The organism is Chloroflexota bacterium (assembly GCA_026708035.1).
Classification (GTDB): domain Bacteria; phylum Chloroflexota; class UBA11872; order UBA11872; family UBA11872; genus JAJECS01.
In genome coordinates, this window is sequence record JAPOVQ010000010.1 from 26477 (window position 1) to 39541 (window position 13065).

Genomic DNA, 13065 nt, shown 5'->3' on the forward strand with positions numbered 1-13065 from the left:
TGGGACCAGTGCCAGGTACCCACCTGGGACCAAACGCCCTCTCGGTCGCGCTCACTCGAAGCCTTTCAACCCCCACCTAGCCAGCGGCAGAATCAGACGATCACGACGCCCAATTCGAACCGCCGGGTCTTCCTCGTCAGTTCCTATGGGGAACGTCCGCACGACTCGTATCCGGTTCATCGAGCAATCCGTTCCGCACAGCCCAGACGACGATCTCCTGTTTCGAGCTATAGCCCAGCTTCTCCTGTATCCGATACATGGCGTTCCTGATGGTCAGCGGACTATTGCCTCGAGCCTTGGCAATCTCGGCATACGCCTTGCCGTGCGCGAACATGGTGAGTATTTCACGCTCGCGCGCCGTGAGCTCCTGCGATTGCACCGGGCTGGCCGGTGGCGACGGACTGCGCAGATCGGCAAATACCCGGCGAACGATTTCGATCGGCAACCGCGAGCCGCCTTCAGCAACTTCGCGAACGGCGGACAGGAAGTCTTCCTTCCCCGTGAACTTCTGTAGATATCCGGTAGCACCGGCGGCAACAGCGTTGATCACCGCCTCCTCCTCCGTCGAAGCCGTCAGGATCAGTACACGAGTATCGGGTAGAGCGCTCATGATCTCCCGACATGCTTCGGCGCCATCCATGTTCGGCATGAGCACGTCCATGATGACGACATCGGGAACCAGCTCGACCGCCGCTTTCACCGACTCCGAACCGTCCCCGACTTCTCCAACGACCCTGAAACCGGATGAGTGCTCCAGGATTTCGCGCAGTCCCTGTCGGACGATCGGATGATCGTCAACAAGCAGCACCGTGATCTCTTTCGCTTGCAACTTGTCAATCCCCCTCCATAGCACGCTCTCTCGGAACGCGACAGATGACGGACGTACCGCCACCAGCTTCACCAGATTTCACTGAAAGCGCCCCGCCAATGCGTTCAGCATCCAGGCGCATATTCGAGATTCCATGCCCACGCTCCTCAAAGTCGTCCGGAAGCCCCTTGCCATCATCGACCACCATCAGCTGAACTCGCCCGCGCGAAAACTCCAGATCGACCGTCACATTCGATGCTTCGGCATGACGAAATGCATTCGTCAACGCATTGTGCGCAATCAGAAATAGAACGGAGCGAGTCTCAACATCCAACGACGGTTCTTCCCCATCCTGTTCAAGCTTGGCAGGTACAGACGTGATGGCTGTGAACGTGCGAATATGCGTAGCCAACACATCACTGATCATCTTGCCCTCGAATATTCCTCCCATGTTTAGTGGCCGCCGCAACTCCCACATGGCAGATTTGGCGAGAGCCAACGTCGCCTCCAGCGTAGACATCAACCTCTCGTTTGATTTATCAGCGAGATCAAGAGCCGTCTCGATCCCCAGGCTCACCATATACGCCGACTGCGCTGTCGTATCGTGGATCGTTCGTGAGACGTCCATACGCTCTTCAAAGAGAATACGTTCGCTCCTCACTGCCGCGCGCCTGCGCATTCGTTCGATCCGGCTGATCAGATTCACTGTGATCACTACGATATACATTGCCAATATCCGAGCGAATAGCACCTTCTCATCACCCAAGTTTAGATTGAGACCATCTCCTGCATAAACACTGATCACTGAATACAATATCGCCACGAGGGTCGTCCAAATGACCCATACCACAATCGATGTCGACGCCACCGCAATGAGCGCCAGAGCCGGATAGTAAGCTACAAAGAAGAAGTGCTGGAATCCTCCTCCCACGAAAATTACACTCGAGATCAAGATCGCGTCAATCGCGCTTGCCGCAAACATCCAGCGCCACGTAATTGTCCTTCGCAAGAGGATCCCACCGTGCAACCCGGCATTGAACCCCACAAACACGGTCAGAAGTCCTGCAAGAAGCGCGTACGGATAGGTCTCGTGAGAAGGCCGATATGCAAGCAGCACAACGCAACCAAGCGCGAACGTCCACCTCGCCCAAACCGCTATTGTTGCGGCATGCCTGATTTCATCTGGGTGAGTTCGCGCATTGCCTTCAAGCCACGATCGAATATGGACAGGATATTCCTTCAGCTTAACCACCGCTGCGCTCGGTATTATTCGCGGTTTTGACCGGTGCTTCGCGAGTCACTGATAAAGTAGACGTTCGACTCACGCCACAAATCCAACTCGCGGACAAGGCAACGTGCCCAGACCTAACTTGCGGCGCGGTACGATTCCCCCGGCCAGACTAGACAGTCCTATTCTACTGCGCTCGTCTATATGAGAAAAGGTCTGAACATACCTATCGAAAAAGGTACCCAAAGACCCTGCAGCTAAGGCAAGAAGCCGCAACCGCCGGTTGAGCACGATGCACTCTGCATAGACTTCAACGACCATGGCAATGGAGTACGAGAATCGCGACGCATCGATTGTCCAGGACCAGATTCGAACTCCGAATTGCAGCTATCTTTCCAATTTGAGACTCGGCCACCGTTGGCAAATCTTCAGTAGTAAACTCAACGTTCTCGTCAGTTACCCGAAGCGCAACAGTAGCAATCGATACCGAGCAGGTGAAGGACGCGAGGCCGGGGCAATCGGGACTAGGCGGTCGCTGCAAGCGCTCCTGCACGGCACGCGCAGTCAACGCCAGACGCGACCACTTCTAGTTCACAAAGCGAACGGAGCCGCCTGAATTCGGGCGGGTGGTCTGCGGTCCGACCGGGCCGTGTCGATGCGCCGGGGTGCGTGTTGGATGCCGAGTCTGCAGCGTAGCGCTGGCTGCGGGCAATACAGTGTCGGCCAACCCAGGATGCTGAAGAGTCCGTCGACACGGTTGATCCAGACATCCTGATCGTGGACGCACGGCGACGACCCGCGACCGTCGCGCCGCCACCGCTGATCTTCGGCCGCTGCAACGTCGCCCGGCCCCTTCGCTTCGAATTCTGGAGCCCGCACCCGGAATTGAACCGGGGACCTCGTCGTTACCAAGGATTTCGCTCCCAGCGCTGTGGAAAGGACCTGTGGCCCCCGAGCGAAACGCGTCAAATAGTGGTGTGGAGCGGTTCGGACAGTCACTCTTCTGGCGCCCGGTTAGCCCGGATTGACGTGCAGCGGACTCCCGGAGGCCGGATGTCGCGCGCAGTGATTTCCGCGTGATCGGAATCTCGCCGCAACCGGATATTCCAACTCCATGGGGCGCGCCATCCGGTGTGCAATGGCGCCAGCACCGGCCCTGATTGCGGTCCGGCACCCGACGCCTGGCACCGCGTCCGCAGCGCAGCCACGTGCGCCCCAGCCTGGATGGCAGGCGGGTAGCGGTCCGCTTGGGATCGAGGCCAAGAGGGTCGGCCGGACCTCTGCGCAGCAGTCACGATTGGACGTGTCGCGCGGAACCGAGGAATGAAAACACCGGCGGTCTATGCGCCTCACGCCACCCCCGCGTCGGCATGCTCCGCCAGCCCGCCCTCCGTTGACGGGTCAGAACGTTTGGCCTGATACTTATTCGGCCTGTGGTAAATCGACGTGGAATTGTTCATTTGGCGGTGAAATGCCGCGTGCCGCGGGCGCCTGCTGGGGCAGGGGCCCAATCCGCAAATGGGTGCATAGGGGGGATTCGAATGGGACGTGCAGTTGAATCTGGGATGACGCGTCGGCAACTGCTTCGCGCAGCCATGCTGGGCGGCGGATCCGCCACGTTGGCCGCCATTCTTGCGGCGTGCGGCGAGGCCGAGGTCGTTGAGAAGACCGTGACGGTGACGGTCACCGAAGTCAAAGAGGTGGTGAAGGAAGTCCCGGTCGAAACAGTCGTCACCAAAGAGGTGATCAAGGAAGTCCCGGTCGAGACGGTCGTCACCAGGGAGGTGATCAAGGAAGTCCCGGTCGAGACCATCAAAGAGGTCGAGGTCGAGAAAGTCGTCGAGAAGGAAGTCATCCGCGAGGTCGAAGTCCAGAAGGTCGTCACTCGCGAGGTCGAGCGGCCCGTTGACGTACGTCGCGGCGGCACCCTGATATTGCGCCATACGCGAGACCCGCAGGTAGGCGGAATTGAGGGGCCGCAGGCGCTCGCCGAAGTCGACAAGAGCATCGCCTTCATGATTTCCGAGACGATGCTCAAATTCGACTTCGAGAAGGTCGAGCCAGTCCCCTGGCTGGCCGAGGCCTTCGAGATCTCGCCCGACGGCACGTTCATCGACCTGACGATCCGCAGCGGCATCAAGTTTCAAGACGGCACCGACTTCGACGCGGATGCCGCGGTCTTCAACTTGAACCGCGTCTTCGACGCCGAACATCCATTTCACGCGACGGGCGTGTATCCCTACACCAACTGGGCTTTGCTCAGCCACGCCGAGAAGGTGAGCAGCGATGTCGTGCGGGTGTTCTCCGGCCTCGACGCCGACCCGATTCTCCACTGGCGGCTGACGACCGAGGCCACCTACATGACGAGCCCGGCCGCCATCGAGCAGTTTGGGGAAGACATCGATCTCAACCCCGTGGGTACCGGGCCGTTCAAGTTCGACGCCTTTGAGCCGGGCGTTCAACTCAGCCTGGTCCGCAACGAGGACTACTGGAACCCTGACAACGCCCCGTTTCTCGACAAGGTCATCTACCGCATCATTCCGGACGCCCAGGCGGCGGCCGCCGAGTTCCGGGCCGGAAATCTCGATGTGTTCCCGTTTGCGTTGACGCCGGACATCCTGGAACTCAGGGACGACGCCAAGTTCCGGCTGCAGCTGTTCGCCACGAACACCTACTTCTACCTGTCGGCCAACAACGCCATCGATCCGTTCGACAACCCTGAATTTCGCAAGGCGCTGGCCCATGCGTACGACTGGAAGACCCGGATCAAGGAGCTGGAGCCATTCAACGACTACCTGCCCACTCCCTGGTACCCGCACGGGTTTGCCTATAACGGGGACGTGCCGACCTACGAGTACGACCCGGAGAAGTCCCGGCAGATCCTGGAGGACCTTGGCTGGAAGCTGGGCCCCGATGGCGTACGCGTGCGCGAGAGCGACGGCAAGCGCGCCAGCTTCACCATTGCCGCCTGGCTGGCGGCCGGCACTCCGGTGGACGACAACCGCCTCTTCATGCAGCAGAACCTGAAGGACATCGGGATCGAGACGGAATTCTGGATCATGGACCCGTCGGTGGTGTTCGACGACGTGGAAGGCATTCGCAACCCCGACAAGCTCGAACTCTATCCGCTGGGCTGGAATACGGCGCTGCCGGACCCGAGCTTCCTGCTTGACCCGACCTACCTGTGCGAGGAACGCCCGCCGGCCGAAAAAGCGGGCGCAGGCTGGAACTTCGCGCAGTTCTGCGACGCGCGGGTGGACGAACTCTTGACGCAAGCTCGCAAGGACATGAACCCAGAGACCCGCGCCGCCGCCTACCGGGAGGTACAGCAGATCATTGCCGAGGGAGCGATCATGCAATGGGGCGTGCTAAGCCGATTCCCGGTGCTGATCAAGTCCGATGTCCACGGTCTCTTCTACCGACCCTATCGGGTCAACGAGCTCGAGCGCGTCTGGCTCGATCGGTAGGCATCCCCGTCTTCGTTGGGGAGGTCCATCTCCCTACGCGACCCTCCCAGGGCCCTTCGAGGGTCCCCGGAGGGTGCGAGGACGCACCGCTGGGACTCGTCTAGGGTGGGATATGGTTCGCTCGCGACATCCGGGACCCATGCGCCCATCGCCGTGCGGCGGGCGGGACGCTGACGGTCGATGACCGGTTTTCTCCTGCGACGCCTCGGAGCCTCGCTGCTGGTGATTGTCGGCGGAAGCATCCTGGTCTTCGGCGCCCTGCGAGCGATTCCCGGAGATCCCATCCAGTTAATGCTGGGGACTCAGGGCGTGACCAATCCCGAGTTGGTTGCCAGGTATACCGAGCGATTCGGCCTCGATTTGCCGGCGCCCGTTCAGTATCTGTACTGGGTCGGGCAGTTGATCCGCGGCGACCTGGGAGACTCAATCGTCCAACCGCAATCCGTCGGTGAATTCATGCGGATGCGGGCGATCAATACAGCGGTCCTGGGCGCAACGGCCTGGATCATCGCCGTCCTGGCCGGAACTGGGATCGGCATCGTCGCCGCCCTGCTCGTGCATCGCCGCATGTGGGTGGCTGACTATGCGCTGTCCGGCTTCTCGGTGGTCATGATCAGCATCCCCTCGTTCTCGCTCGCGCTGATCTTGATGATCATCTTCGGGGTCAATCTCGGTTGGCTGCCCGTCTTGGGTATGCAATCGGTTGAGGATTCCGGCCTACTCGACCGGCTGCGCCACCTGGTGCTGCCGGCGGTGACGCTGGCCACAGTGCCCGGCTTCGTGCTCGGGCGCATCGTCAAAGCGGCGATCACCGACGCCCTCCTCGGCGACTATGCGCGCACCGCCTATGCCAAGGGGCTGTCCGAGCGCCGCGTGTTTCTGGTCCACGTGCTGCGCAACGCGATGGTTCCAATCGTCACCAACACCGGACTGATGTTTGGCGGGTTCCTCTCCGGATCGGTGCTGGTGGAGTTCATGTTCGCTTGGCCGGGTCTCGGGCGCGGGCTGGTAAACGCCATCCTCGCGAGGGACTTCCCAATCGTGCAGGGCATCACGCTGCTCATCCTCGTGATCTTTACCGTCGTCAATCTCCTCGTCGATCTTTCCTACGGCCTCATCGATCCGAGGATTCGCTATGCGCGGGCCTGATCCGGTGGATTCGGCGGTGCACGGCGGCAACCGCGTCAGGTTGCCCGGAGCCGGTCACACCGCCGCCCTTGCCGCGTGGGTCGGTGCGAATCGATGGATCTCGGTCCTGTTGGCCGTTGCCGCGGCGATGATGGTGTTCGCCATCATTGCTCCGTGGATCGCGCCGGGCGATCCAACGGAGGTCGTGCTGTCGCAGCGATACCTGCCGCTATGGTCGAATGGGCATGCGCTGGGAACCGATCATCTGGGCCGCGACTACCTCAGCCGGCTGATCGTCGGCGGCCGGCTCTCGATCATGGCGGGGCTCATCCCGGCCTTCGGAGCGATGGTCGCCGGCCTTGTCATCGGCATGACGAGTGGCTACTTCGGGGGCTGGGTGGATTCGGTGCTCATGCGGATCATCGACGTGCTGCTCGCGTTCCCGTTCCTTTTGCTGGTAATCCTCATGGTCGCCGTGCTGGGAACGGATATTCGGAATGCCATGATCGCCCTGATGATCGGCGGCACTCCGGGGACGGCCCGGACCCTGCGCAGCCTGGTGCTCTCGATCAAGCAGCGCCCCTTTGTCGAGGCGGCAGAGGTTTCCGGGCTCGGCGGCTGGCGGATCATCCGGTACGAGATATTTCCAAACGTGCTGCCGCTGGCAGTAGCGCTCATGACCATCCAGATGAGCTGGATGATTGTGGCAATCGCCGGGCTCAGCTTTCTCGGTCTGGGCGTCAGACCGCCGGATGCGGACTGGGGCACGCTCATCGCCGAAGCGCGCGGCCACATTTTTCGGGCCCCCTTCCTCGCATTGATTCCGAGTGTCTTGGTGGCGTTGGTTTCGTTTGTGTTCTTCGTGCTGGGGGACGCCCTGCAACGGACGCTGGGCGAGGAACGAGTTCGGTAGGCCTCGAATGGGCGATTGCGAGCGCGCGGGGAGGATGCCGGCGAAGATGAACCGGTTGGTGGGAGGAGGCGTCGGGAAATGAGAGACCGATCGCGCGCGGCGGTGCGTCAGGCGGCTCTCGAGCGCGTTGAGGCCCTGCATCCCGAAACTATCGGCCTGCTCGGCGAGTTGCTTTCCATCCCAAGCCCGACGGGCTCGGAGGCGGCCGCGCAAGCCTGGGTGGCCGAGCAGTTTGCGGAGCTCGGCCTCGACGTCGACGTGTTCGACTGCGACCCGGAGGCTCTAGCGTCGCTGCCGGGCTGGACGCCCTCCAAGTGGTCCTACGAGAACCGTCCCAACGTGGTGGGGGTGTGGAAGGGCGCCGGGGGCGGCCGCTCGCTGATCCTCAATGCGCACATCGACACCGTCCCGGTCGAACCCGTCGAGCTTTGGACCCACGATCCGTGGGGGGCGACGGTCGTGGGCGACCGCATGTATGCGCGCGGCGCCATCGACGACAAGGGCGGGATCGTTGACATCCTGGCCGCCGTGCGCGCGTTGCAGGAGGCGGGATTCGAGCCGGCCGGCGACATCATTCTGCAGAGCGCCATCGACGAAGAGGCGGCCGCCAATGGCACGTTGGCTTGCATGGCGCGCGGATACACGGCGGACGCGGCCTGGATGGTCGACGGTTCCCCGCTGGGCCGGGCTTACACCAACCATTCGGGGCAGGTGCAATTCGTCATTCGCGTCTATGGCAGCGGCGGGTCGCCAGTGCGGTGGGATCGTGAGACCGACGCCATCCACCTGGCCATGCAGGTTGCCGAATCGCTTCGCGGACTGCGGGATCGGAAACGCGCCGCGCCGCTTCCTGGCGGCTGGAACGCGATCGAGAACGAGCTTCACTTCTCCGTCGGTCGCATCCGCGGCGGGGAGTGGTACTCCAACATCCCGGCCAAATGCGAGATTGAGTGCTGCATGGCATTCAACCCCCCGGACTCGCTCGCGTCGACTCGGCAGGAGATTCGGCAAACAATCGACGAGTTCGCTCAGCAAGATCCGTGGCTGCGCGACCACCCGCCCGAGATCGAGTTCGAGGGGCTGGCGACCGAACCGGTCTGGCTGCTGCGCGAGGACGACCCCTTCTACCAGACCTTCGCCCGCGTCCATGAGGAGGTCGCCGGAATCCCCGTGCGCTGGATCACGGTCAATGCCTGGTGCGACATCCGGCATTTCAGCTTCGACAAGTACACGCCGGCGCTGATTCTCGGCCCCGGCAGCGGCGGCGGGGCCCATGCTCCGGACGAATACATCGAGCTGCCGAGCATGGTGCCCGTGATCCAGTTCGTGGCGGCCATGGCCATCGAATGGTGCGGAAGCGAGTTGCAAGCATGACTCCAGTCATCGACACCCACGCCCATCTCATCGACCGGCAGGAACCCGGCTACGAAGGGGTGGCGCATAAATGGGGCGGCGCCCGCTGGGGCGGGGGCGTTGACGACCTGATCGCGCAGATGGACCAGGCCGGCATCGACTACGCCTGCCTGCTCACGTCCACGATCATCGACGTGATGGAGCACTTTCACCCTGACGTCCGTGACGACATCCTGATCAGCTTCGATCCCTTCATCAACAAGGCCTGCTACTGGCGCGACTGGGCAGCGCACAAAGATCGATTCTTCCTATTTGCCGACTCCATCGATCCGCGCGTGCCGGGCTACGTGGAACGGGCGGCGCGCGATCTCGACAACGGCGCGACGGGACTCAAAATACTGCCCGCCTTCACCAACTCGACCATCGACGAGCCGGGGTGGCGGCCGATCTTCGAGCTGATGTCGGACCGGAAGGTGCCGTGCATCATCGATCTTTCCTATTGGTATCTGCACTTCCCGTGGTTTGCGCCGCGGCTTGTCGGAAAGTACCGCTCATTCGCGGAATTCGCCGAAACCGTCCATACGGTGGCGGAGGCATATCCCGACGTGCGCATGGAAATCACGCACTACGGGACTCCAATTCTCAGACCGAACGAGCTCAAGAGCATTCAATATGGCGAGGCCGAGCCCAAATCACTCGCCGAAGCCGGAATCGACTACGAGCTGTTGCAAGGGCCGATCGACATGATCGCGCCGCACCCCAACCTGTTCTGCGGACTGTCGGCCTATCAACACGTCATCCCGGCAAGCGAGGAGTATCCCTATCGCAGCGCGCTGCGGATCGTTGAAGTCTTGACGCAAGGACTCGGCGCCGACCGGATCATCTTTGGCACCGATTGGCCGTATTTGGGGCATGTGGGATACCCGGAGCTCATCAGGTCCATTCGCGAGGCGCCGTTTCTCAGCCCCGAGGAGTCGGCCATGATCCTGGGTGGGACCGCGTGCCGGTTCCTGTGGGGAGATGACTCGGATGCATACCCGGCGGGACGATGAGGCGATAGGCGCGGCGGGCTAGCGTGATGCCAGTGGTTGGAACAGTGGCCGGGACAGACTCGGCATTGAGTCCCACGGCGGCCCATTCCGCCGAGCGTGCCGACAACGATTCAGTGCTGCTGCGCGTCCAGAACCTTCGCACGCAATTCCACACCAAGAATGGACTCGTGCGTGCGGTTAACGGCGTGTCGTTCTCCATCCGTCGCGGTGAAGTCGTGGGCATTGTCGGCGAGTCGGGCTGCGGCAAGAGCGTCACCGCGCTTTCGATTCTTGGCCTCATCCGGCCGCCGGGCGAGATCGTGGCCGGACGGGTGCTGATCGAGGGACACGACCTGGTCGGTGCGCCCATCGGGACGCTGCGCCGGATTCGAGGCAAGGAGATCGCCATGATCTTCCAGAATCCGCTGAGCTCGCTCAATCCCGTGCTCACCATCGGTTTCCAGATCCAGGAAGCGATCCTCGAACACGATCGCATCGGTCGCCGCGCGGCCCGAGAGCGCGCCCTGGACCTGCTGCAGCGCGTCGGGATTCCGGATGCCGAGCGGCGACTGCATCAGTATCCCCACCAATTCAGCGGCGGGATGGCCCAGCGCGCCATGATCGCCATGGCGCTGGCCAATCGACCCAAGCTCCTCATCGCCGACGAACCGACAACCGCGCTCGACGTCACGATTCAGGCCCAGATCATCCGACTGCTCCATCGCCTGAGCGGCGAGCTCGGGATGGCCGTCTTGTTCATTACTCACAACATGGGCCTCGTGGCGGAGAACTGCCACCAAACACTGGTGATGTACGCGGGCAAGATTGCCGAATCTAGCGCCACCGACAATTTATTCGCGAGGCCCCTCCACCCGTATACGCAGGCGCTCCTGGCCTGTGTGCCCGAAGTCAAGGGCGAGCGCCACGATCTCATTCCGCTCGAGGGGTTCCCGCCCGACCTGACGGTCGAAAGCCGCGGCTGTGCGTTCGAGCCCCGCTGCGCCCAGCGCTTCGACCGATGCCCGATCGAGGATCCTGAGCCTCGTAACGTGGAGCCCGGACACGCCGTTCGCTGCCACCTGTACTGATGGCCGTGAGTCCGGAGCCTTTGCTCCAAGTTCAAGACGTGGTCAAGGTCTTCGACCTGCCGCATCGGGGCTTCTTCGGGGCGGCGCGGCGACTTCGCGCCTTGGCGGGGGTCAGCCTCGACATCCACGCCGAAGAGACCCTGGGCTTGGTCGGCGAGAGCGGCTGCGGCAAGACCACGCTGGGCCGCATCATCGTTAGACTCGAGACGGCTACCGAAGGCCGCGTGCTGTTTCGCGGTCGCGACGTGCGCGCTCGCTCCGGAACCGCCAACCACGAGCACCGGCGGTCGATCCAGATGGTGTTCCAGGACGCGACCGGATCGCTCAACCCGCGGCGCCGTGTGCGTGACATCGTGAGTCTGCCGGTTAAGGCCGGCGGGGTGGTGGCTCCCCGCTTGGTCAATGACCACGTCGGCCGGGTGCTCGAAGAAGTCGGGCTGCCGAGTGATCTCGGCGACCGCTATCCGGGACAGCTGAGCGGCGGTCAGCAGCAGCGGGTGGCCCTGGCGCGCGCCATTGCCCTGGAGCCCGCCGTTCTCGTCGCCGACGAGCCCCTTTCCGCTCTCGATGTCTCGGTGCAGGCGCAAATCCTGCGGCTGCTGGAGCGAATCCGCGAGCGCCGGCATCTCGCAATGCTATTCGTTTCGCACGACTTGGCGGTCGTGCGCTACTTGTGCGATCGCGTCGCGGTCATGTACCTGGGCCGGATCGTCGAATCGGGCCCGGTCGACGAGGTATTCGAGCATCCGCGGCACCCTTACACGGTCGCGCTGCTTTCGGCGGTTCCCAGCACCCGCCAGCGGACCGACGTCCCCATAGAGCTAGCAGGCGAAGTGCCCAGTGCGGCGGACATTCCGCCCGGATGCCCATTTCATCCGCGTTGCTGGAAGGCACAGGACAAATGCCGCACCGTGCTTCCCCAGCTCGATCCGGTCGACGGTGCGCGCGTCGCGTGCCACTTCCCGGAATAGGCCAGTCGGGGCCTCAAAACCAGAGTCACGATCGTCACCCACCCGGGCCACATGATCGCGACCGCCCGCCCCTGCGAAGGCTGGCGGAGGCCACATGGCGTGCCCTCAGTGACCTGGCAGGCGCGGGTCTAGCGAATCGGCGAAAAGACACTCAACGGTTAAGGTGTCTACATGCGCTGTGAAAGGGCAGGCTGGCCCGCCGCAGGCGACGAGCATCGGTCTCCCAAACCTGTAAACGTGTGCTGGAGCCCACACCCGGAATTGAACCGGGGACCTCGTCCTAACCAAGGATTTCGCTCCCAGCGCTGTGGCACCCACCTGGGGACCCCAAGCGAAACGCATCAAATTATGGTGTGGAGGGTTTCCGGCGGTCACTTTGGTCGGCTCCGCGGGCCCGGAAACACATTCACCCGACCCGCATGAGCCAGAAATCGCGCGCAGCGATCATCGCGTGACCGGTGCTTGCCGCAATGGGAATTCCCGACTCCATCGCGCGCTCTTGCCAACTCCGCTTCGTCGGAGTTGCGCTGGATGTCCCCCGGGTGGTGTGCGCAGGTGACTCGGGTTCAGGAGGTCGCGAGTTCGAATCTCGCCATCCCGATCAACGACTACCTGACACGGGTTTTTCAGTTGTCATTTGTTCGGGGACTCTCATTCGTGCTCGCCGATCCCCGATCAGATGACAACTCCGGACGCCCCACCCGCCGAAGCCGCCCTCCGCGTGGCCATCCGGCCCTTCCTGCGCCACTGCCGCGCCACCCGCGCCCCGTCCACCGCGCCGTACTGCCAGGAGCGCCTGGACACCTTCGACCGCTGGCTCGACGCCGCCGGCCTGCCCCCTCGGATCGCCGCCGCTCAACGCCTCCCTCTACCAGGCCTTGCGCCCCGGCACCATCGACCGCTTCTACTGCACTGATCAGGCTCGAACTCGTGGGGCGGGTGGCACGGGTTTGGGATCGGCCATCGCCCGAGCTATCGTCGAAGCCCATGGAGGCGAAATCGCCTTGGCAAGCGACGGGCCCGGACACGGCGTCACCGCCACGATCCGCCTTCCCCTGAATTCGTGAGCGACAGCTTC

Annotated in this window: 9 protein-coding genes and 1 pseudogene; 8 read left to right on the forward strand and 2 right to left on the reverse strand. The window is 62.7% G+C overall.

Annotation, left to right across the window (positions count from 1 at the left end; all coding sequences use genetic code 11):
• Positions 1-136: 136 nt before the first annotated feature.
• A complete protein-coding gene (locus tag OXG33_03970) occupies positions 137-829 on the reverse strand; it encodes a response regulator transcription factor (protein MCY4113085.1) in 693 nt (230 codons plus the stop codon).
• Between the two features lie 4 nt (positions 830-833).
• Positions 834-2060 (reverse strand): histidine kinase, encoded by a 1227-nt coding sequence (locus OXG33_03975; protein ID MCY4113086.1) that lies wholly within the window; start codon positions 2058-2060, stop codon positions 834-836.
• 1541 nt (positions 2061-3601) lie between these two features.
• Between OXG33_03975 and OXG33_03980 the strand changes: the two genes are divergently transcribed.
• The 8 genes and pseudogenes from OXG33_03980 (at position 3602) to OXG33_04015 (ending at position 13054) form a co-directional block, all read left to right on the forward strand.
• Positions 3602-5503 (forward strand): ABC transporter substrate-binding protein, encoded by a 1902-nt coding sequence (locus OXG33_03980; GenBank protein MCY4113087.1) that lies wholly within the window; start codon positions 3602-3604, stop codon positions 5501-5503.
• Positions 5504-5683: 180 nt separating this feature from the next.
• Positions 5684-6652, forward strand: coding sequence for an ABC transporter permease (locus tag OXG33_03985; GenBank protein MCY4113088.1), 969 nt, complete (start codon positions 5684-5686; stop codon positions 6650-6652).
• Positions 6639-7544, forward strand: a complete 906-nt coding sequence (locus OXG33_03990) for an ABC transporter permease (protein ID MCY4113089.1) — start codon at positions 6639-6641, stop codon at positions 7542-7544. Before OXG33_03985 ends, OXG33_03990 begins: the two co-directional genes overlap by 14 nt.
• A gap of 78 nt (positions 7545-7622) precedes the next feature.
• Positions 7623-8918 carry an ArgE/DapE family deacylase gene (locus tag OXG33_03995; protein ID MCY4113090.1) on the forward strand — a complete coding sequence of 432 codons (1296 nt, stop codon included), beginning with the start codon at positions 7623-7625 and terminating at the stop codon, positions 8916-8918.
• Positions 8915-9949 carry an amidohydrolase family protein gene (locus OXG33_04000; protein ID MCY4113091.1) on the forward strand — a complete coding sequence of 345 codons (1035 nt, stop codon included), beginning with the start codon at positions 8915-8917 and terminating at the stop codon, positions 9947-9949. Before OXG33_03995 ends, OXG33_04000 begins: the two co-directional genes overlap by 4 nt.
• 167 nt (positions 9950-10116) lie before the next feature.
• The gene (locus OXG33_04005) at positions 10117-11016 is read left to right on the forward strand and encodes an ABC transporter ATP-binding protein (GenBank protein ID MCY4113092.1); all 900 of its coding nucleotides are present in this window, start codon (positions 10117-10119) and stop codon (positions 11014-11016) included.
• A 5-nt stretch (positions 11017-11021) separates the two neighbouring features.
• Positions 11022-11987, forward strand: a complete 966-nt coding sequence (locus OXG33_04010) for an ABC transporter ATP-binding protein (protein ID MCY4113093.1) — start codon at positions 11022-11024, stop codon at positions 11985-11987.
• Between the two features lie 896 nt (positions 11988-12883).
• Positions 12884-13054 (forward strand): annotated as a pseudogene (locus tag OXG33_04015) (ATP-binding protein).
• The last annotated feature ends 11 nt before the right edge of the window (positions 13055-13065 follow it).